Here is a 23,328-nt window from a genome sequence, read left to right on the forward strand (position 1 = left end):
TTCACTACGCGGGTCTTGATCTGGATTTCTATGCGCATTGCTTACTTCATAAACCAGTACCCGAAGGTCAGCCACAGTTTCATCCGCCGCGAGATCCTGGCGCTGGAGCGCCAGGGGGTAGAGGTGCAGCGTATTGCCCTGCGCGGGTGGGACGCCGAGTTGCAGGATGCCGACGACGCGAGCGAACGGGCCAAGACCCGCTATGTGCTGCAGCGTGGCATCAAGGGGTTGCTGGCACCGGCCTGGCAAGTGCTGCGGGCACAGCCGCGCCGGTTCTTCCGGGCACTGCAGTTGGCCATGCGCGTTGGCTTGCGGGCCGACCGCGCCTGGCCCTACCACCTGGTCTACCTGGCCGAGGCCTGCCAGGTACTGCAATGGTTGCAGGCTGGCGAGGCAAGACATGTGCATGCACATTTCGGCACCAATTCCACCGAGGTGGTGATGCTGGCCAATGTGCTGGGCGGGCCGGCCTACAGCTTTACCGTGCACGGGCCGGAGGAGTTCGACAAGCCGCAGTTTCTGCACATGGGCGAGAAGGTGCGGCGTGCCGCATTTGTTGCGGCGGTCAGCTCGTACGGGCGCAGCCAGTTGTTTCGCTGGGTGGCACACGAACACTGGGCCAAGGTGAAGGTGGTGCATTGCGGGCTCGAGCGCAGTTTCCATGAGGTGGCGCCAGTTGGCGTGCCCACGGCGCCGCGCCTGGTGTGCGTCGGCCGCCTGTGCGAACAGAAAGGCCAGCTGCTGCTGCTCGAGGCCGCGCGAGTACTGGCCGCCCGGTCGATCGCCTTCGAACTGGTGCTGGCCGGCGACGGTGAAATGCGTGGCCAGGTCGAGGCGTTGATCACCCGGCATGGCTTGCAGCAGCAGGTGCGCATCACCGGCTGGATCAGCAGCGCACAGGTGCGCGAGGAAATCCTGGCGGCGCGTGCGTTGGTGCTGCCCAGCTTTGCCGAGGGTTTGCCGGTGGTGATCATGGAGGCGATGGCCTTGCGCAGGCCAGTGCTGACCACCTATGTGGCAGGCATTCCCGAGCTGGTGCGGCCGGGCGAAAACGGCTGGTTGTTCCCTGCCGGCGCCGTGGACGAGCTGGCAGCGGCCATTGCCGATTGCCTGGCACAACCTGCCGAAGTGCTGCAGCGCATGGGCGACGCGGCACGCCAGCGTGTCCTGCAACGGCATGACATCGATACCGAGGCGGCCAGGCTGGCCAGCTATTTCAAGGCATCCGCATGATGAGTGTATTGGCTTGGCTACTGGGTATGCTGGCGGCCATCGTCCTGTTGCCGGTGCTGCTGCTGGTGGTGCAGGTGCTGATGGCCTGCCTGCCTGCACGCGCGCAGCCGATGGGCAACACCGCCCGTCCGCAGGTGGCAGTGCTGGTGCCAGCTCACGACGAGGCTTCGATAATTGGTGCCACGCTGGCGAGCATTGCTCCGCAGTTGCGGCCTGGCGACCGCTTGCTGGTGGTGGCGGACAACTGCACTGACGACACCGCGCAACTGGCGCGTGAGGCGGGTGCCGAAGTGGTGGAGCGCCACGATGCACGGTTGCGCGGCAAGGGCTACGCCTTGGACTTCGGCGTGCGCCACCTGACCAACCAGCCGCCCGAGGTGGTGATCGTGGTGGATGCCGACTGCCAGGTGGGCGAGGGGGCAATCGAGCGCCTGGCGCGGCGCTACCGAGAAGTCGCTCGCCCGGTGCAGGCGCTGTACCTGATGTACGCACCGGCAGGGGCTGGGCTGACAGTGCAGGTTGCCGAGTTCGCCTGGCGGGTCAAGAACCTGGTGCGCCCGCGTGGTTGGGCGCGGCTGGGCCTGCCATGCCAGTTGATGGGCGCCGGCATGGCATTCGGCTGGCGTGACCTGGCCTTGATCGACCTGGCCAACGGGCACCTGGTAGAGGATGTGAAGCTGGGCCTGGACCTGTGCCAGCAGGGCAAGCCGCCAGTGTTCTGCCCCGAGGCCGTGGTCAGCAGCCGGTTCCCTGCCAGCCAGCAAGGCCTGGGCAGCCAGCGCACCCGCTGGGAACATGGGCACCTGAGCCTGATGCTGGCCGATGTGCCCAAGCGTGCGCTGGCGGCAATCACCCAGCGTAACGGCAGCTTGCTGGCCATGACCCTGGACCTGCTGGTGCCGCCGCTGGCGTTGCTGGTGCTGGCCTTGCTCGGCCTTAACCTGGTGGCCTGGCTGGCGTACCTGCTGTTCGGCCTGGCGGCACCTGCGTGGATCGCCCTTTGCGCGCTGGCCTTGCTCGGCCTTGCTGTCGCAGTGGCCTGGGCGAGTTTCTGTCGCGAACTGATCCCGTTCTCCGTGCTGCTGTACGCGCCGTTCTACGCTGTAAGGAAGCTCCCCTTGTATCTGCGGTTCCTGATCAAGCGACAGGTTGAATGGGTACGTTCGAAACGGGATGAAGACTGATGGCTCATTGGCAGGAACGCTGGAACACCCTTGTCGGCAAGCTCGAAGTGGTGCCGGATGCCACTGCCGCGCAGCGCCTGCTGGACAGGCTCAGCGCCCCGAAAGCCGCGACCGTGCTGGGCTTCGTCAATGCCCATGCAATGAACCTGGTGGTTCGTGATGGCGCCTGCCACCAGGCATTGTCAGCGGCCGACGTACTGCTGCGCGACGGTTCCGGCCTGGCGATCCTGTATCGCCGGCTGGGGCTTGAGCCAGGGCTCAACATGAATGGCACCGACTTCATTCCAAGGCTTCTGGCTGCCTACCGTGGGCGGCGGGTTGCGTTCTGGGGCACCCGACAGCCGTACCTGGACCAGGCCGTGCAACGAAGCACAGCCACGTTCGGGGTGGTACCGGTGTCGGTCCACGATGGCTTTGCCAGCGTCGATACCTACCTGCAACTGGCCAGGGATTTGCAACCTGAGCTGATCGTGCTGGGCATGGGAATGCCCAGGCAGGAGATTGTGGCCGCAAGGCTGGCGGCAGCTGGGGGGCCGTGCCTGATCGTGTGTGGCGGCGCGATCCTGGATTTTCTCGGCGGCAAGGTCAGCCGGGCGCCCGAGTGGTTGCGGCGGTTGGGTGGGGAGTGGCTATACCGGCTGTTGCGCGAGCCGAAGCGTTTGTTCATTCGCTATGTTGTGGGCAACCCGTTGTTCCTCGTGCGTACCCTGCTGTTCCGCCGCGACGGTGGGCGGCCAGGCACACCGTATGAGCGTCAGAATCCGCACGAACGGTGATTCCGGGCACGCTGATGGCGGATGGCTGCTACAGTTTGATCAATGGCTTGCGGCTGCAGGATTTTGCTCCACGGGCTTTGCATGAGCCGTTGTCAAGCCTTGCTGGTTGGTGGAAGGCATTTGCTGCGCGCAAATTGATGAGGTCTGAAATGGTCTTAGAGCCGAGAAGCAGTCGTTCCTTACTGCAGAGAAGAAGCAGCGTAAGTAACGCCATTCAGGCCGGCCTCGATGGAATTGCAGTCATCGGTATTGCCTGGTACCTGATCTACGACCAGTTCGGCTACATCACTTCCGATTACGTGATCATGCTGCTGTTGCTGGTTGGCGCACTGGCAGTCATCTACGATCACTATGCGATCTACCGTACCAACGTCGGGCTTTCCATCAAGGCTTTCCGGCTGTTCAAGGCCTGGTCGGCAACCTTTTGCTTCCTGGTGGTCATGGCCTTCCTGGCCAAACAGAGCGAAACCTATTCGCGACTGCTGGTCGTGCAGTTGTTCATCATTGGCTACATCGCCCAGTTGTTCCTGCACTTTGCCGTGCGCGAATTGCAAAAGCGCTTTAGCGCCCATGCACGCCTGGACAACGCCCTGATCATTGGCGCCGGTGACTTGGCCAACTTCCTGTATCAGAAAATCAGCAACAACCCCTGGTTCGGCGAACGCGTGCTGGGTTGCGTGCTGATCGACAATGCCGATGAGTCGGGGCGCGAAAGTGCCGAAGGAAAGCAGCGCATGCCGGTGCTCGGGCTTATTGCCGACCTCGACGATATCGTGGCCCGCCATGGCATTCGCACGGTGTACCTGGTGACCCCGCTGGGCGGTTCCGAGGTCATCAACGATGTGTATCTCAAGTTGCTCGACAAGTGCATTGCGGTGAACTGGGTACCGGATATCTTCTCGTTGCGCCTGATCAATCACAGCGTGCGGGAAATTGCCGGCATACCTGTGCTGACCTTGTCGGAAACACCGCTGACGGGCATGAGCCTGTTCTTGAAGAACCTCGAGGACAGGGTGTTGGCGGCGCTGATCCTGCTGCTGGCATCGCCGGTGTTGCTGGCCGTTGCGCTGGCCATCAAGCTCGATAGCCGCGGCCCGGTGTTCTTCCGTCAGGAGCGCACCGGCTGGACGGGGGAAGCGTTCCGTATCTGGAAGTTCAGGAGCATGCATGTCCACCAGCCGGAAGATGGCGTGGTGAAGCAGGCGCAGAGGGATGACCCACGGCTGACCCGGGTCGGCGCCTTTATCCGCCGCACCAGCCTCGATGAACTGCCGCAGTTGTTCAATGTGCTGACCGGGGAGATGTCGCTGGTAGGGCCGCGGCCGCATGCGTTGCAGCATGACACGCTGTATTCGCAGGACATCGTCGACTACTTCGCTCGCCACAATATCAAGCCTGGCATGACCGGCCTGGCGCAGGTGCGTGGGTTCAGGGGCGAAACCAGGGATATCGAACAGATGATCCAGCGGGTGGACTCGGACATCGAGTACATCAACAACTGGTCGCTGTGGCTGGATTTCGTGATTCTGGTGCGCACACTTAGCGCCTTTACCGGCAAGCAGGCTTATTGAGACCTCCCCAGGTGTGGCTGCGCTGTCGCCGGAGAACAAATATCGCTCGCTTGGCGCGTCCTTTGTAGGAGCAGCCTTGTGCTGCGAAGAGGCCGATACAGTCAATAGACAGGCTTTGTCAGCCCCGGCCTCTTCGCAGCACAAGGCTGCTCCTACAGAACCCCGCCGAACCAATGAGTCATGTGTTGTTCTATGAGAGCGATTTCGTGCAGCCGCAATTGGTTGGCCTAGTCCTTGTTCAGCGGGTGCAACTCCCTGAAACCCCGCGCTTCCTCCACTAGCCAGTCATGCACCGCCCGCGCCCCCGGCTGGTTCAGCCCGCCCGGTGGGTAATGCACTACATAGCGCTTGTGATTGGCGATAGGCACCCCGAACGGCACGATCAGTGCGCCGCGCTCCAGTTCGTCGTTGAGCAGCGTGCGTCGGGCGATCGCCACGCCAATGCCGGCAATCGCCGCCTCGATGGTCAGGTGGTTGCGGTTGAAGGTATGCCCGCGCCGCACATCCAGGCCGGCGGCGCCGATGCCCTCCAGGTAGAACTCCCATTCGGCATATTCCGAACTGCCGCGCCAGGCCGTAATGTCGTGCAGCAGCGGGTAGTGCACAAGATCCGCCGGCCCGTGCAGCGGCGGGCGCCCGCGCAGCAAGGTGGGGGAGCATACGGGGAAGATCTGCTCGTCCAGCAGTGGTGTCGAGAGCATGCCGGGGTAGCTGCCATCGTTCAGGTCGATGGCCAGGTCGAAATCGCCCGGGGTCAACGCCTGGGCACTGTCTTCGGCCACCAGACGCAACTCGATGTCCGGGTAGCGTTGTTGAAAACGCGGAAGACGAGGCGTGAGCCATTTGGCCAGGAACGACGGGATCGAGCGCAGGCGCAAGGTGCCGCGGATCTCACCTGCATCCAGGCGCAGCAGTTCGGCTTCGATGCTGCCGTAGGCTTCGGTCACCGTCTGTGCCAAGCGTTGCCCTTCGGCGCTCAGTTCCACACCACGTGCCCGACGCAGGAACAGCTGGTAGCCCAGGCGTTCCTCCAACTGGCGCATCTGTTGGCTGACGGCGCCCGGGGTAATGTGCAGCTCTTCGGCACAGCGGGTGAAGGACAAGTGCCGGGCCGCACAGGCGAACACGTGTAGCCAGACGAACGTCTGGCCATTGAGTTGTCGTCGCATCGTTTAGTACCACTAAAGCCTTGCTTAGGAAGTTTCGTTGGTCATCCGTGAACCAGCGCGGCAGTATCGCGCAAAATCGCAATATCGCTCAATTTCTCCAGATAACCGCGCTGCGGCTTCATACCCGGGCACGGTCAGGCATTAGCATGGCTATCAGTGTTTTCGACCTTTTCAAAATCGGCATCGGGCCGTCCAGTTCCCACACCGTCGGCCCGATGCGGGCGGCGGCTACCTTTGCCCAGGCCCTGCGCGAACAGGGGCTGCTGGCCCGGGCAAGCCGTGTCGAGGTGCGGTTGTACGGGTCGCTGTCGGCCACCGGGGTTGGCCATGCCACCGATCGCGCCTGCCTGCTCGGCCTGATGGGCCAGTGGCCGGACCGCATCGATCCGGCCACCATCGAGTCGCGCATCGGCCAGGTGATGCAGGAGCACTGCCTGATGCTCGATGGCAGCCACCCACTGGCGTTCGAGTACAGCCGCGACATGCTGCTGCTTGACGAGAACCTGCCGTATCACCCCAATGCCATGAGCCTGGAAGCCATGGACGGGCAGGGCAGCCTGTTGCGCCAGACCTACTATTCGGTAGGCGGAGGCTTTATCGTCGAGCAAGCCGAGATCGATGCGCCAGCGGTCGAAGCGAACGCGGTGGTGCTGCCGTACGAGTTCGACAGCGCTGCGCAATTGCTGGCTTTGTGCAAGGGCCATGGCTTGAGTGTGGCGCAGCTGATGATGGCCAACGAATGCGCCTGGCGCTCGGAGGCCGAGGTACGCGAGGGCCTGCTGCGGATCTGGGGTGCCATGCGTGAATGCGTCGACAATGGCCTGCGCAATGAAGGCATCCTGCCGGGCGGGTTGCACGTCAAGCGCCGTGCGGCGCGGCTGCATCGCAGCCTGCAGGAGCTGGGCAAGCCCAACGTGATCGGCTCCACCCTCAGCGCCATGGAATGGGTCAACCTGTTCGCCCTTGCGGTGAATGAAGAGAATGCCGCCGGCGGGCGCATGGTCACAGCACCTACCAATGGTGCTGCCGGCATCATCCCGGCGGTGCTGCATTACTACATGAAGTTCAACCCGGGGGCGTGTGACGCGGACGTGGTGGACTTCCTGCTGGCGGCAGCGGCGGTTGGCATCCTGTGCAAGAAGAACGCATCGATTTCCGGGGCCGAGGTTGGTTGCCAGGGCGAGGTAGGTTCGGCCTGTTCGATGGCCGCTGCCGGCCTTGCCCAGGTGCTGGGCGCTACGCCGCCGCAATTGGAAAATGCCGCCGAGATTGCCCTGGAACACAACCTTGGGCTGACCTGCGACCCTGTCGGCGGCCTGGTGCAGGTGCCGTGTATCGAGCGCAACGCGATTGCTGCGGTGAAAGCGATCAACGCCGTGCAGATGGCGTTGCGAGGGGATGGCGAGCACTTCATCTCGCTCGACCGGGTGATCCGCACCATGCGTGATACCGGGGCGGACATGCATGCCAACTACAAGGAGACCTCGCGTGGCGGCCTTGCCGTTGCCTTCGTAGAGTGCTGACGCGGTCAACTGTAGGAGCGGCCTTGTGTCGCGAAAGGGCTGCGAAGCAGCCCCAGCGATTTCAGCTTGAATATGTGGATCTGGGGCCGCTCCGCGCCCCATCGCGACACAAGGCCGCTCCTACATGGACCAGTGAGGCTTTAGCGGGCTTTCTGCTTCGCTTCCAGGAAACTCGCACGCATGTCCTTGGCCCAGCCATCCAGCACCGGCTTGACGTCATTCAGGGTCAGCTGCGTGGTCTTGTTCTCCAGATCCTGCCCCGTGCCCTTGCGCACGACCTGGGCCAGCACTTTCTGACTGGCACCATCGAGGAACGCAGCTTCCACGCCGACATCCACCTCTTGGTCACGGCCGCCCATGGCGGTGTTCACACCGGCTGAAATCAGCGCGATAGGGATGACCTCATAGGGCTTGAGGCCCTCGTTGCTGGTGGACACCGCAGTGATGGCCGGGCGCACCACGATCACGCCCGGGCCGGGGCCCTTGGCCAGTGGTACCACGCTGCCCATTTCACGGCGCAGCGCTTCGTTGAAGTAGCGGGTGATTTCCTGCAGCGTCTGCGCCGAGATGACCGGCGTCGGCTGCGGCTTGGGGTAGAACTGGCTGGGCTCGATGAACACCTGGCTGTACTGGTTGACGTTGACCTTGGGGTCGATCCAGCGCATCACCGGGTCACCCGACGGGCTCTTGGTTTCCTGCAGACGGCTGTAATCCTTGAGGAAGCCGGAGTAGTCCTTTGGGTCCACGCGATTGCTGGAGCAGGCGGCCATGGTAAGCAGTGCGGCGCACAACAGGGTAATGCGGGGCAATGATTTCATGATGAAGATGCATCCATGATAGGTCGGCCAGAACAACGCTAGCAGGTGCGGGGCAGTTGGCCAGTGGGCTGGTTCAATCTGTAGTGGGAAGTGGCTACGGTCACGTTCCCAAGCGCGCAAATTCCAACGGTGTCTTGGGACTTCGCTGGCTTTTCAGTTTCTGCCGCCCTTGGAAAACTATGCCCGTTAAGGAGCAGAAGTGCTGCGATTCGCGGGCAAAGTCTTTCTGGGTTTGCTCTGCCGGGCGTTGCAGGCGGGTGGAGGTATGTTGTGAGCAGCAAACTGATTGAATCGTTACGCGAGGACCTTGTCGCCCTGCACGAGGCCGGAGCGATCGGCAAGGTCACGCTTCGGGATTACGAAGCGCTATGCCCTGCACCGGTACGAGATTTCAGCGCACTGGACATACGCCGTTTGCGTGAGGCACTCAACTTCAGCCAGCCGGTCTTTGCGATGCATTTGCACACGAGCGCATCGACAGTGCGCAAATGGGAGCAGGGCGAGACGCGTCCATCGGGACCGGCTTTGAAGCTGCTGAATATCATTAAAAACAAATGGTTACAGGCTCTTCTTTGAGTCCTTTATCTTTGTTCTTTGAAAGCCCTTTAAAATCAGTGAATTACGGAATTTTTTGAAAAATTTCCTTTAACTTCCGATTCGCAGGCAAGCCTGCTGCCACGTCAACCCAGCACCTCCCGCAGTCGATACCACAACATCCCCAGCGCCAGCAGCGGTGAGCGTAGTGCCTTGCCACCGGGGAAGGTCAGGTGCGGCACGGCGCTGAACACGTCCAGCCCCTGGCTGTGGCCGAGGGCGATGCTTTCGGCCAGCAGTTTCGCCGTCCAGTGCGTCACGTTCAGCCCATGCCCGGAATAGCCCTGGGCGTAGTAAACATTGGGGTGCTGGCTGAGGCGCCCGACTTGGGGGAAGCGGTTGGCGGTGATGCCGATCATGCCTCCCCACTGGTATTCGATACGCACGTTGGCCAGTTGCGGAAACACCTTCAGCACCTTGGGCCGCATGTAGGCGCCGATGTCCTTGGGGTCGCGGCCGGAATAGTGGCAGGCGCCGCCGAACAGCAGGCGCCGGTCTGCCGTGAGGCGGTAGTAGTCCAGGCCGACTTTCTGGTCGCACAGCGCCATGTTCTGCGGGATCAGGCTGTTGGCCAGCGCTTCGGGCAATGGCTCGGTGGCCACCACGTAGCTGCCGGCCGGCAGCACCTTGCCGCTCAGGCGTGGTTCCAGTTCATCGAGGTGGGCGTTGCAGCCCAGCACCAGGCTGCTTGCCCGCACCTTGCCACGGGCTGTGTGCAGTGTCACGCGGGGGCCGTGCTCGATGCGCAGCACCGGGCTCTGCTCGAAGATGCGTACGCCCAGGCCGTGGGCGGCGCGGGCTTCGCCCTGAACCAGGTCAAGCGGGTGCAGGTGGCCCGAGCCCATGTCTACCAGGCCGCCGGCGTATTGGTCGCTGGCGACGATTTCATGCAGTTGGTCGGCACTGACCAAGCGGGTTTCAGGGCGATAACCGAGTGCGGCCAGGTCGTCCTGTTCGTCCTTGAAGGCGGCGAACTGCGCAGGGGTGTTGGCCAGTTCGCAGAAGCCCCAGCGCAGGTCGCAGGCAATGCCGTACCGGGCGATACGGCTGGCCACCAGCGCTACCGAATCGATGCCGGCCTGTTTCAGGTAGTGCACACCGTCCTGGCCGACATGCCGGGCAAAGCCGCTGACGTCATGGCCGATGCCGCGAATCAGCTGGCCGCCATTGCGGCCGCTGGCACCCCAGCCGATGCGTCGGCCCTCCAGCAGCACCACCGAGAGGCCGCGCTCGGCCAGTTCCAGGGCGGTATTGACCCCGGTCAGCCCGCCGCCGACCACGCACACATCGGCGCTCAGCTCGCCGTCCAGGCTGGGGTAGGGCGCCGCATCGCGTGCCGTGGCGGCATAGTACGAAGCGGTGTGTTGGGTAGTGAAAGACATGGGCGTTCTCGGCTCAGCGGTTGGACTTGATCTTGCTCCAGGAGCGAGTCATGACACGCATGATTTTCGGGCTCGGCGTGCTGGAGATGTACAGCTTGTCCAGCACGTCCTGGGGTGGGTAGATCTCAGGGTTGTTTACCAGCGATGCGTCCATGTAGGCCTGGGCATCGGGGTTTGCATTGGCATATCCGACCGTGGCGCTGACCTTGGCGATCACCTTGGGGTCGAGCAGGTAGTTGATGAACGCCAAGGCTTGTTCGGGGTTGTTGGCGTCCTTGGGGATGGCCAGCAGGTCGAACCACAGGTTGCTGCCTTCCTTGGGAATGCTGTAGGCGATCTTTACCCCGTTCTTCGCTTCCACGGCGCGGTTGGCGGCCTGGAACACGTCGCCGGAGTAGCCGAAGGCCACGCAGACATCGCCATTGGCCAGGTCGGAAACGTACTTGGAGGAGTGGAAGTAGGTGATGTAGGGGCGCAGTTCGAGCAGGCGGGCTTCCGCCTTGGCGTAGTCGGCCGGTTTCTCGCTGCGCGGGTCCATGCCCAGGTAGTTGAGCACGGCCGGGAACAGTTCGTCGGGCGAGTCCATGAACGCCACGCCGCATTGCTTGAGCTTTTTCAGGTTCTCGGGCTCGAACAGCACCGCCCATGAATCGATATGGTCGACGCCCAGGGCCGCCTTGACCTTGTCGATGTTGTAGCCGATGCCGTTGGTACCCCACAGGTAGGGTACGGCGTACTGGTTGCCTGGGTCGTTCTGTTCAAGTTGCTTGAGCAGCTTGGGGTCCAGGTGCTGCCAGTTCGGCAGCTTGCTGCGGTCCAGCGGCAGGAAGGCACCCGCCTGTGCCTGGCGTGCGAGGAAGTGGTTGGATGGCACCACTACGTCATAGCCGGTGCGCCCGGCCAGCAGCTTGCCTTCCAGTGTTTCGTTGGAGTCGAACACGTCATAGACCACCTTGATCCCGCTGCTTGCCTGGAAGTCGGCCACGGTGGTGTCACCGATGTAGTCGGTCCAGTTGTACACGCTGACCGAGGGAGTGGCCTGGGTAGTGGTGGCGAACAGCAGGGTGAATGCGGCGGGGATCAGGGCTTGCAGATGACGCATTGGGACACCTCGTTGGTATTGTTCTTGGCGTTCGGTTTATGGCGGCCGCTCCCACAGGTGAGTCATCACCTTGTAGGAGCAGCCTTGTGCTGCGAACAGGCCGGTAGGGCAAAAGATCTGCTGTGGCGGTACTGGCCCCTTCGCAGCACAAGGCTGCTCCTACAGGTCCAGTGCATGCCCTGGAAGGTGATTACACGCTCAGCATCAGGAATTCACGCTCCCAGGAGCTGATCACGCGCTTGTAGTTCTCGTGCTCGGCACGCTTGACCGCCACGTAACCCTGGACGAATTGCTTGCCCAGGTACTGCTGCACGGTCTCGCAGTCTTCCATGTGCTGCAGCGCGTCCTCGATGGTGATCGGCAGGCGCAGGTTGCGCCGCTCGTAGGCACGGCCCTGCACAGGTGCGCTGGGCTCGATGCGCTCGACCATGCCCAGGTAGCCGCACAGAAGGCTGGCGGCGATGGCCAGGTACGGGTTGGCGTCGGCGCCCGGCAGGCGGTTTTCCACGCGCATTGCCTCGGGGCTTGAGGTGGGTACGCGCAGCCCGGCGGTACGGTTTTCCTCACCCCACTCGACGTTCACCGGTGCCGAGGTGTCCGGCAGGAAGCGGCGGAACGAGTTGACGTTGGGCGCGAACATCGGCAGCAGCTTGGGGATGTACTTCTGCAAACCGCCGATGTGGTACAGGAACAGCTGGCTCATGCTGCCGTCTTCATTGGCGAAGATCGGCTTGCCGGTGGCGATGTCGACCACGCTCTGGTGCAGGTGCATGGCACTGCCGGGCTCATCGGTGATCGGCTTGGCCATGAAGGTAGCGGCCACGTTGTGCTTGAGCGCGGCTTCACGCATGGTGCGCTTGAACACGGTGATCTGGTCGGCCAGGTCCAGGGCGTCGCCATGGCGGAAGTTGATCTCCATCTGCGCCGGGCCGTCTTCATGGATCAGCGTGTCCAGGTCCAGGCCCTGGATCTCGCACCAGTCGTAGACGTCTTCGAACAGCGGATCGAACTCGTTGGCGGCATCGATCGAGAACGACTGGCGGCCGCTTTCGGCACGGCCGGAACGCCCCAGCGGCACCTGCAGCGGCAAGTCCGGGTCTTCGCAGCGCTGGGTCAGGTAGAACTCCATCTCCGGTGCCACGATCGGCTGCCAGCCTTTGTCGGCATAAAGCTTGAGCACTTTCTTCAGCACGTTGCGCGGTGACAGTTCGATGGGGTTGCCTTGCTTGTCGAAGGTGTCGTGGATAACGATCGCGGTCGGCTCGATCGCCCACGGGATCTGGTACACGGCGCTCGGGTCTGGGCGGCAGACCATGTCGATGTCGGCGGCATCGAGCAGGTTGTAGTAGATGTCATCGTCGACATAGTCGCCGGTGACCGTCTGCAGCAACACGCTCTCGGGCAGGCGCATGCCACGCTCGTGGAGAAACTTGGCGGTGGGTGCGATCTTGCCGCGGGCGATGCCGGTCAGGTCGCTGATCACGCATTCGACTTCGGTGATACGGTGTTCTTTCAGCCAGGCGGACAGCTGATCGAAGGGGGCGTTCATACAGACCTCTTGGTTGGGTTTTGGTGTGGGAGCAAGCGTGCCAGCGTAAACCGTTCCAGGGTTTCGAAGGCGTCCCGCTTCCCAGGTGACGCGCTGGAGACTATCTTGGTCGCAGCCCGCAAGGCTGATCTATCCACTTTCTCCGGCAATGAATGCACCAAAAGAGTGCAACTAGGACCGAGCGTGACAACCGCCAATGCCCTGCAAGTCCAGGCTTACCACACCACCGACGTAACCGAACAAGTACGTGCCACCCCTGGCTGGCAGCAGCAGTACCGGCAGATGTCGCCCGGGCATTTCAGCGGTGAGCTGCGTTGCCTGGGGCTGGACGGGGTGGAGGTGTACGAGGAGCGGCTGAACACCCGGGTGGAGCAGTTTTTCCGCGCGCCGAGCGGTTCGCTGGCGTTCTGCTTCGACCGCAGCGAGAACAGCCTGTACCTGCTGAACGAGCAGAGCCGGAACATCTGGATCACGCCAGAGAACTACCAGGAAGTGGCGGTCGTGTTCGACCAGGCCTTCCTGGCGCGCCATGGGCTTGACCCGCAGCGCCTGGAAGGGTTGTTCATGGTGCCGCTGGGCAGCGGGCAGAATGCGCTGTTCGGCAGTTGGCTGAGTGCGACACTGACCCGCCTGGGCCAGGCGGATTGCCCTCTGCAGGGGCAGGCCCTGGCGGAGCAATTGCTGGAGGACTGCCTGTTCATCCTCGACAACGCCTGCCAACGCCTGCAGGGCGTGGCGTTGGGCCGGCGTGACGAGGAACGGGCGATCATGCGGCGGGTGAGCGAGTGGGCGGCCGACTGCCCGGAGGAAACGCTGAATCTGGTGGAGCTGGCGGATGTTGCCGGGGTTTCCTTGCGTCAGTTGCAGCAAGCCTTCAAGGCGTTTACCGGGATGCCGCCGGCGCACTGGTTGCGCCTGCGCCGGCTGAACGGTGCGCGGCGCGATCTGCTGCATGGCGGTGAAGTGACCGTGGCCGAGGTGGCGATGCGTTGGTCGTTCTGGCATTTGGGAAGGTTTTCAGAGAGTTACCGGCAGTTGTTCAAGGAGTTTCCCAGCGAGACCTTGAAGCGGGGCAGGGGCTGAGTTTGGTGGTGTAGCTTGGTGGTATAGCTGCTCTTACAGGATTACCTCAGTGCCAGGCATTGTGAGGTCCCTGTGGGAGCGGGTTCACCCGCGAAGAGGCCGGGCCAGGCAATACACAACCCAGCATTCCACAGCAAAAATTGCTATCGTGCCGCCCTGATTTCACCCGAGGTGCCGATGTTCTACCTGCCTTTGCCCAGCGACCAGGCCGACCGCCTCGCCAGCGAGCCCACCACCGACTTCTTCACCACCGCCAGCGTGCTCGCCGCCGCCGCCGTGCTGTTCGTGCAGAACCTGCCGCGCCAGCCCGCCACCGCCTCGGCGGATGCGCAGGAACGCCGCTTTGCCGAAATCGTGCGCATTGCCAACGAGGTCGAAAGCGCCGCACCGGGGCGCTTTCAGGGGCAGGTAGCACAGCACTTCGATCGCGAAGCCTTCGCCATGGGCCTGGGCATGCTGGGCGAAAACGGGATCGCGCTGCCGTCGACCGAGGTGGAGTACCTGGCCGACGAGCTGCTGGACGCCGAGGGCCAGTGGAATTTCCAGTTCGCCGACAGCTACCGCCAGCGGGCAACCCCGCTGCACCCGGTGTACCTGCCTTCCCTGGCCAGCGACCTGATGCTCAGCGACCAACAGAACCGCCTGCTGCGCGAATTCCTCAGTGGTATCGATGAGTCGGTGGCGGTGCAGGGCTTTGCCGGCACCGGCAAGACCTTCCTGATTCACCAGTTCGCCCGCCTGCTCGAGCCCCAGCGCACGCTGTTGCTGGCCTTGACCGAAGGCCAGCTGCGCGCCCTGCAGGCGCGGGTCAAGGACGCCGCCGCCTACACCGCGCTGACCTTCGGCCAGCTGGCCGACGAGCTGCTCAACCGCGACCTCACCAGCAATGGCTGGCGCCTGCGCGACCCGTATCGCACCAAGCTTTCGTGGCGCCCGCAGGATGCGCAGGTGGTACGTTGGCTGGCCATCCCCGACATCGGCCCGCTCGCCGCGCGCGATGTGGTTGCCTTGTGCATCCGCGCGGTACGCACGTTTTGCCACAGCGCCGACACCCAGCTGCAGTTGCACCACCTGCCCTGGGCCGGGCCGGGGACCACGCCACTGGACCAGGAAGTCTTGCTGGAAAAGGCACGCCTGTACTGGCAGGAGCTGATTCGCCCGTCGGCACGGGAAATCCAGTTGCCGGTGCGCGACTACCACCGGGTCAAACTGCTGTCGCTGACCGGTCATGTGATCGATAGCCGCTACACCCATGTCATCGTCGACGAGGCCCACGAGCTGTCGGCACCGATGCTTGCCGTGCTCGACCGCAGCCCGCAGTCGATCATTGCCCTGGGTGACGAGCTGCAGAACCTCAACGGCCTCAGCGCGCACCATGGCGGCTTTATCCGCCAGCGTTACATCGACCACTCGCTGCGGGCCGGGCCGGCGATGGACAACGTGCTCAACCCGCTGATCCAGGCCCACCCGGCGGCGATCCAGGCAGCCTTCAGCGGCAGCGCCGAGCATTACACCCGGGTCAGCTTCTTCGATGCGGTAACGGTGCCGGAACAGCCAACGGCGCTGATCGTCGACGATGAATGGGGCCTGTTTGGCTGGTTCCAGCGCCTGACCCACCAAGGCGTGCCGTTCGTGCTGCTGAAAAGCGCGCGCAAGGACTTCGAGCTGTTCGTCGAAGACTGCATCGAGTTGTATCGCCATGGCACCCGGCCGCGTCACCCGATGCTGTTCCGCTATGCCAGCTGGCAGGCGCTGGAGCAGGACAAGGGTGATGACAAGGCGTTCGTCGCCGTGGCCAACATGCTGCGCAAGGGCTACACGCCAGAGCACTTTGCCAGGGCCAAGAGCCGTTACCGTTGGGACAAGGCGCCCAAGCTGTTTCTGGGGCGGGTGCGCGATGTGAAGAACATGGAGTTCGCCCGGGTGATGGTGTCGCCGGAGCTGATGGTAGCGCCGCAGGTAGCGGGGAACCGCAATGAACGGGCGCGGATGCTGGCGGGGTTGTATACCGCCTGTTCGCGGGCGCGGCATGAACTGATCGTGCCGGGGGGGATGCTGGACTGGGTCAAGGACCAGGTTCGGGATTGAGATTGTTGGGGCTGCTTTGCAGCCCATCGCGACACAAGGCCGCTCCTACAAGGGACCGCGATACAGGCCGACCCCACAGGATCGCGCCGTGATCGTCTGTAGGAGCGGCCTTGTGTCGCGATGGGCCGCAAAGCGGCCCCTGTTACGCTGGATCAGTTACGGTCCAGCCACACAGTCTGGGCATTGGTGAACTCACGCACACCAAAGTGCGACAGTTCACGCCCGAAGCCGCTCTTCTTCACCCCGCCAAACGCTACGCGGGGGTCGGAAGCGCAATAGCCGTTGATGAACACGCCGCCGGTATCCAGCGCCGCGGTCATGCGTTCGGCCAGCGCGTAGTCGGCGGTGTAGATGGTCGAGGCCAGGCCGAATTCGCTGTCGTTGGCCAGCTCCACCGCATGCTCCGCATCACGTGCGCTGATGATCGCAGCCACCGGCCCGAACAGTTCCTGCTTGAACGCAGTCATCTGCGGGGTGACGTTGGCGAACACGGTCGGCGCGTAGAAGTTGGCCACGCCATCGACCTTGTGGCCGCCCAGCAGCAGGGTGGCGCCTTCGGCGATGGTCGCCTGGACCTGGCCATCCAGCTCGTCGCGCAGGTCGTAACGGGCCATCGGGCCGATGTAGGTACTTTCTTCCAGCGGGTTGCCGACCTTCAGCTCGCGAGTAGCCTCGACGAACTTGCGGGTGAATTGGTCAACGATGCTTTCCTCGACGATCAGGCGCTTGGCCGCAGCGCAGACCTGGCCGGTGTTCTGATAACGGCCGATCACGGCAGCTTTCACGGCGGCATCCAGGTCGGCGTCGGCCAGCACGATGAACGGGTCGGAACCGCCCAGCTCCAGCACGCACTTCTTCAGCGCAGCGCCGGCTTGTGCACCAATCGCCATGCCGGCACGCACGCTGCCGGTCAGGGTCACGGCGGCGATGCGCGGGTCGTTGATGGCGCGGGTGACGCCGTCCGGGGTCACGTTCAGCACTTCGAACACGCCTTCCGGCAGGCCGGCATCCTTGAACAGTTCGCCCAGCAGGTAGGCGCTGCCCATCACGTTCGGCGCGTGCTTGAGTACGTAGGTGTTGCCGGCCAGGATCGCCGGCACGGCGCCGCGCAGAACTTGCCAGACCGGGAAGTTCCATGGCATCACGGCCAGGATCGGGCCCAGCGGGCGGTATTCGATGCGGGCTTTCTCGACCTGGGTCGGCTCGGGGGCGAGCATGGCCGGGCCATGTTCGGCGTACCAGCGGCACAGGCCGACGCACTTGCTGACTTCACCACGGGCCTGGGCGACAGGCTTGCCGATTTCGCGGCTGATCATTTGCGCGAAGGCTTCGGCCTTGGTTTCGAGGGTGCTGGCCAGGGCAAGCAGGTACTCGCTGCGCTGACCCAGCGACACCTGGCGCCACTGGCGGTAGCCAACCTTGGCGCGTTGCAGCGCCGCTTCCAGTGCGGCGTCGGTGTCGAACGGGTAGGCGCCGATCTGCTCGCCGCTGTACGGGTCGAGGGAGATGGCGTGGGTCAGGCTGCTGATCGCGCTCATGGCGGGACACTCTCGTTGTTGTTGAACCGTGACGCCAGACTAGTGGGCTATGGCTTTAATGAAAACTGAATAATAATGAGCGAAACATTCACGTTTGGAGAATGGCTGTGGACCTGGTGCAACTCGAGATCTTCAAGGCCGTGGCTGAGCAGGGCAGCATCAGTGCCGCTGCGCAGCATATCCACCGGGTGCCGTCGAACCTGACCACGCGTATCAAGCAACTGGAGGAGGACCTGGGCGTGGAGCTTTTCATACGTGAAAAGAGCCGCCTGCGCCTTTCCCCCGCAGGCTGGAACTTCCTTGAGTACACCCGGCGCATCCTTGACCTGGTGCATGAGGCGCGGTTGACCGTGGCCGGTGAAGACCCGCAGGGCACCTTCGCCCTGGGGTCGCTGGAAAGCACGGCCGCGGTGCGCATCCCGGCCTTGCTGGCGGCCTACAACCAGCGCTACCCCAAGGTCGACCTGGACCTGTCCACCGGGCCGTCCGGGACCATGCTCGAAGGCGTGTTGTCTGGCCGCCTGGTGGCAGCGTTCGTCGACGGGCCGGTGCTGCACCCGACGCTGGAAGGCATGCCGGTGTTCGAGGAAGAAATGATGGTCATCGCGCCGCTCAACCACGCCCCGGTAACCCGCGCCCAGGACGTCAACGGCGAAAGCATATACGCCTTCCGCGCCAACTGTTCGTACCGCCACCACTTCGAGAACTGGTTCGTGCAGGACCAGGCGGTGCCGGGCAAGATCCACGAAATGGAGTCGTACCACGGCATGCTGGCCTGCGTCAGCGCCGGCGCCGGCCTGGCCATGATGCCGCGCAGCATGCTCGACAACATGCCCGGTTGCAGCACCGTCAGTGCCTGGCCGATGTCGGAGGATTTCCGTTACCTGAAGACCTGGCTGGTGTGGCGCCGGGGCACGGTATCGCGCAGTTTGAGCATGTTCGTGAAACTGCTTGAGGAGGGGCGCGCAACCTGATGTTCCAGCGCAATATTCACACCATCGATGCGAATTTCATCAAGACGACCATGCATCAGCACGAACGCCGTTACGCCCGAAGGATCAGATAATAGGTAAGCCATCCTCGAAAGGAGGGTCGTACCATGCGTAACCATCACTATGCCCTCGGCGCGGCGCTGCTGATCACCCTGGCGCTGCCATGGACCCTGGCGGCCGCCGCCGACCTCAATGCCCCCATCGACATGCAGGCCGTGCAACTGCAACAGCAGGAGCAGAACGGCGTCCGCTACCTGCAAGGCGGCATCGGCCAGGATGAAGCCAACGCCCTGCGCAAGACCCCGGGCTATGACCTGCACGTGGAACTCTCCACCGGCCCGGAAGGCAAGTTCCAGAGCGGTGCCACCGTCGACATCCAGAATGCACAGGGCCAGCCCGTGCTCAGTCTTACGGATGCCGGGCCGCTGCTGTATGTGCAGTTGCCTCCCGGTAAATACAAAGTGACTGGCAACGCCCAGGGTGAGACGGTGCAGCAATTGGTGACCGTGAATGGCAAGACCCCCACCACCGTGAACCTGAACTGGCGTTGATGGAAAAACGGGCAGGAGTACGGATGTGCTCCTGCCTGAAAGGAGCACATCGCCATGAGCCTGGATCTTCAGCTGGAGATGTTGGACGAGCGGGGCTATGTGTTGCTCCCCGGTGTGCTCGAGCCCTTGCGTATCGCCTTGCTGCGCTGCGCCATCGATGACCTGCAGCCCATCCACTGGGATTACCAGGGGCTGCTGGAACACTACAAGTGCGTATTCAACCGCAACCCGTTGTGGTTACCCTTTCTCGACCTGCCGCCGCTGATTGCCCTGGCCGAAGCGGCACTGGGCGCCGACTGCCATGTGATCGGCCAGACCGCCTGGCGCAGCCACCCGGGCTACCCCGGCATGGCCCTGCACCTGGACCATCTGCCCATGCAGTTGCCCGACTGGCTCAGCGAGCGTGGCGACTTCACCCAGCCCCCGCAAATCCTGACTGCGCAGCTGTACCTCAGCGATATCGACCATCACATCGGGCCGACCTGGATTGTGCCCGGCAGCCACCGCGCGGCACGGCCACCGCAGGCTGGCGAGCAACACTGGCAGGGCCGTGAGGCCCAGCCGGTGCTGTGCAATGCCGGGGACGCGCTGGTGTTTCGCAGCGATGTCTGGCATAGCGGCGGGGCCAACTGCACCCAATCAAGCCAGCGCGACATGCTGCAAGTGCACTATGGCCGGCGCATGGTCGCGCAGAAGTTTTCGCCGTACCTGAACTGGCGTTTCAACCCGCAGGTGCTGGAGGAAGCCACACCCAGGCAAAGGCGCCTGCTGGGCGAACACGAAGAGGCGGAATACGACTGACTGCTGCTGTTCGGCATGGCAGATGCTGGCGCAGGGTATTAGCCAATGGTGGCAATTCACTTTCAACTTTCTGTTTATCTGGTCGATAATCAGAAAACTATTACTTCGTGTGACCGGTCGGGATGCATCCGGTCACCACATAAGATCGAGGGGCCCAAGCCCCCACTTGTCGTATAGACCATCAGGAGAAGTCATTGATGAAAACCCGTCTAGCAGCTTCGCTGGCTGCTGCAGTGCTGGCCTTTGCCGGGGCGAATCTGGCCCAGGCAGCGCAGGTGAGCGGTGCCGTTGGCGCCACTGGCCAAGGTGACATGACCTACCGTATCGGCCTGTCGTTCGACTGGGACAAGAAATGGCTGGAAAGCAGCACCGGTCATCTGACCGGGTACTGGGATGCGGCCTACACCTATTGGGAAGGCGGTGAGGCCAGTGGCGCGCACTCGCTGTCGTTCAGCCCGGTGTTCACCTACGAGTTCAGCGGTTTCACCTATACCCCGTACATCGAGGCCGGCATTGGCCTGGCGGCGTTTTCCAAGACCGACGTGGGCGACCAGCGCCTGGGCTCGTCGGTCAACTTCGAAGACCGCATCGGCTTTGGTCTGAAACTGCCGGGGGAGCAGAAGGTGGGGATCCGCGCGATGCACTACTCCAACGCGGGGCTCAAGCAGCCTAACGACGGCATCGAGTCGTACTCGCTGTTCTATAGCAAAGGGTTCTGAGACCTGGGCCGCTATGCGGCCCATCGCGACACAAGGCCGCTCCTACAGGAGATCGCGGTTTCCTTGTAGGAGCGGCCTTGTGTCGCGATGGGCTGCAAAGCAGCCCCAGGAACTGTCAGAAGGTATACGAAACCCCAGCTTGCACTGTCCTTGGCGCACCCGGGTAGACGTAGTTGTTGAACGCGCCCTCGTCATAGCCCTTGTTGAACACGTTCTTCACATCCAGGTTCAACCGCACGTGTTCGTTGACCTTGTAGAAGCTCAGCAGGTCCACCACGCTGTAGCGCTCCATGGTGTAGGTCGTGGCTGCCGTCTGGCCGGCGCGATCATCCACGTACTTCACCCCAACCCCCAACCCCAGCCCCTTGGCCAGGCCATCCTGGAACTCGTAGGTGTTCAGCAGGCTGAAACTGTTGCGCGGGATGTTGGCCAGGCGCGTGCCCTTGGGCAGGGTCGTATCCTGGGTGACTTCGGCGTCCACGTAGGCATAGCCACCGATCACGCGCCACTCTGGCGTCAGGTTGCCGGCGATGTTGATGTCCAGGCCACGGCTGCGCACTTCGCCGGCCGCAATACTGTAGGTACCGGTTGAGTCGTTCGGGTCGCGCGCCAGGACGTTCTCTTTGACGATGTGATAGATCGCCGCGTCGATGCTCAGCTGGCGGTCGAGTGCCTCCCATTTCACACCCAGTTCGTAGGACTTGCCTTTCTCCGGGTCGAAGCCTCCGCCTCCGCTTGGCGTGCCGGTGTTGGGCTTGAACGAGCGCGCGGTGTTGGCATAGACCGCAACCGTATCGGTCAGGTCGTAGATCAGGCCGAAGCGTGGGGTGACGCCGTTTTCGCCCTTGCTGAAGTCGCGGTTGGTCGGCAGCTTGTCATCGTAATCGTGCTCGAAGCGCTCGAAGCGCACACCCGCCAGCGCCTTCAGTCGCTCGGTCAGGGCCACCTGGTCCTGGATGAATGCCGCCCAGGTCTTCAGGTTTTCCTTGTCATGGGTGGTGGTGCGGGTCAGGGCAGGGCGTGGCTGGCCCAGTACCGGGTCGAAGATGTCAATCGTGTACTTATCGGCACCGCTGGCCGAGCGCTGGATGATCGAGTTGTAGTCGTAGTCTTCGTACTCGATGCCCGTCAGCAGTGTATGAGCGTAGCCGCCGGTGTCGAAGTGGCCGGTGAGGTTGAGCTGGTAGTCGCGGTCGGTCCACTCCAGTTTGCGGTAGTTGAAGTTGCGCCCCAGCGTGCGACCGTCAGCCTGCAATGCGTTGGCTTCCACGGCATTGCCCTTGAGCGAGCCGTCGAGCCACTGCATGCCACCGCCCAGCGTCCAGTTGTCGTTGAGCAGGTGCTCGAAACGCAACTGGGCCATGTTGTTGTCGTTGTGCAGCAGGTTGTCGCTGCCTTTTTCCCAGATGTTGGTGTCGCGCGAAGCTGTGCCGAGCTGGCCGGGCAGGCGGGTCAGGCCACGGTCCAGCGGATGGTTGTTGCGCATGAAGTCGCCCTCGAAGACGATCTTCGTACTATCGTTGACCTGCCAGCTGAGCACCGGCGCCACGTCATAGCGCTCGCTTTCCACATCGTCACGGAAGCTTTCGCCGCCTTCACCCAGCAGGTTCAGGCGGTAGGCCAGCGAGCCGTCCTGGTTCAGCGGCCCGGTGGCGTCCAGGGTAGCGCGGTGCATGCCCTGGTCATCGAACTGGCTGCCCAGGGTGACTTTCGACTCTGGCAGCGGCTGCTTGCTGACCACGTTGAAGGTGCCGCCTGGGTCGCCACGGCCGTACAGGCTGCTGGCCGGGCCACGGATCACTTCCAGGCGTTCGACGGTGTTGGCGTCGGGGGCGTTGGGGTAGCCGCGGTTGATCGGGAAACCGTTGCGGTAGAACTCGCCGGTGGTGAAGCCACGCACGGTGAAGGTGGTCAGGCCCTGGCCGCCGAAGTTGTTGGCGCGGCCGACGCCGCCGGCGTAGTCCAGGCCGTCCTGCAGACGCGTGGCGCCGGTGTCTTCCAGTACATCCTTGGGCACCACGCTGACCGATTGCGGGGTTTCGTGCAGGGCAGTGTCGGTGCGAGTGGCGCTGGCCGAGCGGGTAGCCTTGTAACCCTCGACCGGGCCATCGGCACGTTCGCTGTCGGCGCTGCTGGTGATGTTCAGGGCCTGGAGTTCGATCTGGGTGGGTTCGCTGAGCGGTTCAGGCTCGGCAAAGGCCAGCGGAGAGACAGCATGAAGCACACAAAGCGAAACGAACGTGCGACGCATCGACGGTACGATCCTGGAGTGGGGCGCTGAGGGTAGGGTGGGCAAGCGCCGAGAAACTACTACGAATCATTATCAAATGCATTATTTTTATGTGGCACTGGTGTACCAGATGCCAAGGGTAGAATCCGTGTTGGCTTCTTCGCGGGTAAACCCACTCCCACAGGGGGTTCACCAAGCCTGAGGTCAGTGGAATTCCTGTGGGAGATTGCCCAGCCCTTTGGGCTGCGCTTTCGCGCAGAGAACCAATATCGCTCGTCTGACGCGTCCTTTGTAGGAGCAGCCTTGTGCTGCGAAGAGGCCGGTACAGCCAATAGACAGGCTTTGTCAGCCCCGGCCTCTTCGCAGCACAAGGCTGCTCCTACAGAACCTCGCCGAACCAATGAGTCATGTGTTGTTCTATGAGA

General features: G+C 63.0%; 19 protein-coding genes. 12 read left to right on the forward strand and 7 right to left on the reverse strand.

Features of this window, described 5'->3' with window-relative positions:
- The first annotated feature begins 30 nt into the window (after window positions 1-30).
- The 4 genes from IMX18_RS10765 (at window position 31) to IMX18_RS10780 (ending at window position 4,764) form a co-directional block, all read left to right on the forward strand.
- Window positions 31-1,233 carry a glycosyltransferase family 4 protein gene (locus IMX18_RS10765; protein WP_100413661.1) on the forward strand — a complete coding sequence of 401 codons (1,203 nt, stop codon included), beginning with the start codon at window positions 31-33 and terminating at the stop codon, window positions 1,231-1,233.
- Window positions 1,230-2,417 (forward strand): glycosyltransferase family 2 protein, encoded by a 1,188-nt coding sequence (locus IMX18_RS10770; RefSeq protein WP_054573253.1) that lies wholly within the window; start codon window positions 1,230-1,232, stop codon window positions 2,415-2,417. Before IMX18_RS10765 ends, IMX18_RS10770 begins: the two co-directional genes overlap by 4 nt.
- A complete protein-coding gene (locus IMX18_RS10775; protein ID WP_015270403.1) occupies window positions 2,417-3,193 on the forward strand; it encodes a WecB/TagA/CpsF family glycosyltransferase in 777 nt (258 codons plus the stop codon). Before IMX18_RS10770 ends, IMX18_RS10775 begins: the two co-directional genes overlap by 1 nt.
- Before the next feature lie 149 nt (window positions 3,194-3,342).
- Entirely contained in the window at window positions 3,343-4,764 is a 1,422-nt protein-coding gene (locus IMX18_RS10780; RefSeq protein WP_015270402.1) for an undecaprenyl-phosphate glucose phosphotransferase, read from the forward strand.
- A 227-nt stretch (window positions 4,765-4,991) separates the two neighbouring features.
- Here the strand turns inward: IMX18_RS10780 and IMX18_RS10785 are convergent, their stop codons facing one another.
- Window positions 4,992-5,933, reverse strand: a complete 942-nt coding sequence (locus IMX18_RS10785; protein WP_013972698.1) for a LysR substrate-binding domain-containing protein — start codon at window positions 5,931-5,933, stop codon at window positions 4,992-4,994.
- A 146-nt stretch (window positions 5,934-6,079) separates the two neighbouring features.
- Here IMX18_RS10785 and IMX18_RS10790 point away from each other — a divergent pair, with 146 nt between their 5' ends.
- On the forward strand, window positions 6,080-7,456 hold the full coding sequence (locus IMX18_RS10790) for an L-serine ammonia-lyase (RefSeq protein WP_015270401.1): 1,377 nt from the start codon (window positions 6,080-6,082) through the stop codon (window positions 7,454-7,456).
- Window positions 7,457-7,596: 140 nt separating this feature from the next.
- On the opposite strand, the gene IMX18_RS10795 is transcribed toward IMX18_RS10790, so the two are convergent.
- Window positions 7,597-8,274, reverse strand: a complete 678-nt coding sequence (locus IMX18_RS10795) for a DUF3313 domain-containing protein (protein ID WP_039613626.1) — start codon at window positions 8,272-8,274, stop codon at window positions 7,597-7,599.
- A gap of 270 nt (window positions 8,275-8,544) precedes the next feature.
- On the opposite strand from IMX18_RS10795, the gene IMX18_RS10800 reads away from it, so the two are divergent.
- Window positions 8,545-8,850 carry a helix-turn-helix domain-containing protein gene (locus IMX18_RS10800; RefSeq protein ID WP_015270399.1) on the forward strand — a complete coding sequence of 102 codons (306 nt, stop codon included), beginning with the start codon at window positions 8,545-8,547 and terminating at the stop codon, window positions 8,848-8,850.
- 104 nt (window positions 8,851-8,954) lie between these two features.
- Here IMX18_RS10800 and IMX18_RS10805 read toward each other — a convergent pair whose 3' ends face one another.
- The 3 genes from IMX18_RS10805 to IMX18_RS10815 all read right to left on the reverse strand — a co-directional run bounded on the left by IMX18_RS10805 (window position 8,955) and on the right by IMX18_RS10815 (window position 12,901).
- Entirely contained in the window at window positions 8,955-10,250 is a 1,296-nt protein-coding gene (locus IMX18_RS10805) for an NAD(P)/FAD-dependent oxidoreductase (RefSeq protein ID WP_015270398.1), read from the reverse strand.
- Between the two features lie 13 nt (window positions 10,251-10,263).
- Window positions 10,264-11,352 (reverse strand): polyamine ABC transporter substrate-binding protein, encoded by a 1,089-nt coding sequence (locus tag IMX18_RS10810; RefSeq protein ID WP_217190354.1) that lies wholly within the window; start codon window positions 11,350-11,352, stop codon window positions 10,264-10,266.
- 190 nt (window positions 11,353-11,542) lie between these two features.
- Complete coding sequence (locus tag IMX18_RS10815) at window positions 11,543-12,901, reverse strand: glutamine synthetase family protein (protein ID WP_013972693.1); 1,359 nt, start codon at window positions 12,899-12,901, stop codon at window positions 11,543-11,545.
- Between the two features lie 183 nt (window positions 12,902-13,084).
- Here IMX18_RS10815 and IMX18_RS10820 point away from each other — a divergent pair, with 183 nt between their 5' ends.
- Complete coding sequence (locus tag IMX18_RS10820) at window positions 13,085-13,984, forward strand: helix-turn-helix domain-containing protein (protein WP_015270396.1); 900 nt, start codon at window positions 13,085-13,087, stop codon at window positions 13,982-13,984.
- A gap of 177 nt (window positions 13,985-14,161) precedes the next feature.
- Window positions 14,162-16,072 (forward strand): DEAD/DEAH box helicase, encoded by a 1,911-nt coding sequence (locus IMX18_RS10825; RefSeq protein WP_217190356.1) that lies wholly within the window; start codon window positions 14,162-14,164, stop codon window positions 16,070-16,072.
- A gap of 152 nt (window positions 16,073-16,224) precedes the next feature.
- Here the strand turns inward: IMX18_RS10825 and IMX18_RS10830 are convergent, their stop codons facing one another.
- Window positions 16,225-17,610, reverse strand: coding sequence for an aldehyde dehydrogenase family protein (locus IMX18_RS10830; protein ID WP_100413659.1), 1,386 nt, complete (start codon window positions 17,608-17,610; stop codon window positions 16,225-16,227).
- A 107-nt stretch (window positions 17,611-17,717) separates the two neighbouring features.
- Between IMX18_RS10830 and ptrR the strand changes: the two genes are divergently transcribed.
- From ptrR to IMX18_RS10850, 4 genes are all read left to right on the forward strand, one after another.
- On the forward strand, window positions 17,718-18,584 hold the full coding sequence (gene ptrR / locus IMX18_RS10835; protein WP_013972688.1) for a putrescine utilization regulator PtrR: 867 nt from the start codon (window positions 17,718-17,720) through the stop codon (window positions 18,582-18,584).
- Between the two features lie 125 nt (window positions 18,585-18,709).
- Entirely contained in the window at window positions 18,710-19,153 is a 444-nt protein-coding gene (locus IMX18_RS10840) for a hypothetical protein (RefSeq protein ID WP_061304461.1), read from the forward strand.
- Window positions 19,154-19,207: 54 nt separating this feature from the next.
- Window positions 19,208-19,954, forward strand: coding sequence for a phytanoyl-CoA dioxygenase family protein (locus tag IMX18_RS10845; RefSeq protein WP_015270392.1), 747 nt, complete (start codon window positions 19,208-19,210; stop codon window positions 19,952-19,954).
- Between the two features lie 197 nt (window positions 19,955-20,151).
- Window positions 20,152-20,673 (forward strand): acyloxyacyl hydrolase, encoded by a 522-nt coding sequence (locus IMX18_RS10850; protein WP_015270391.1) that lies wholly within the window; start codon window positions 20,152-20,154, stop codon window positions 20,671-20,673.
- 115 nt (window positions 20,674-20,788) lie between these two features.
- Here the strand turns inward: IMX18_RS10850 and IMX18_RS10855 are convergent, their stop codons facing one another.
- Window positions 20,789-22,924 carry a TonB-dependent siderophore receptor gene (locus IMX18_RS10855; protein ID WP_217190357.1) on the reverse strand — a complete coding sequence of 712 codons (2,136 nt, stop codon included), beginning with the start codon at window positions 22,922-22,924 and terminating at the stop codon, window positions 20,789-20,791.
- Between the last annotated feature and the right edge of the window lie 404 nt (window positions 22,925-23,328).

The sequence above is a fragment of the Pseudomonas shirazica genome, from assembly GCF_015168335.1.
GTDB lineage: Bacteria > Pseudomonadota > Gammaproteobacteria > Pseudomonadales > Pseudomonadaceae > Aquipseudomonas > Aquipseudomonas asiatica.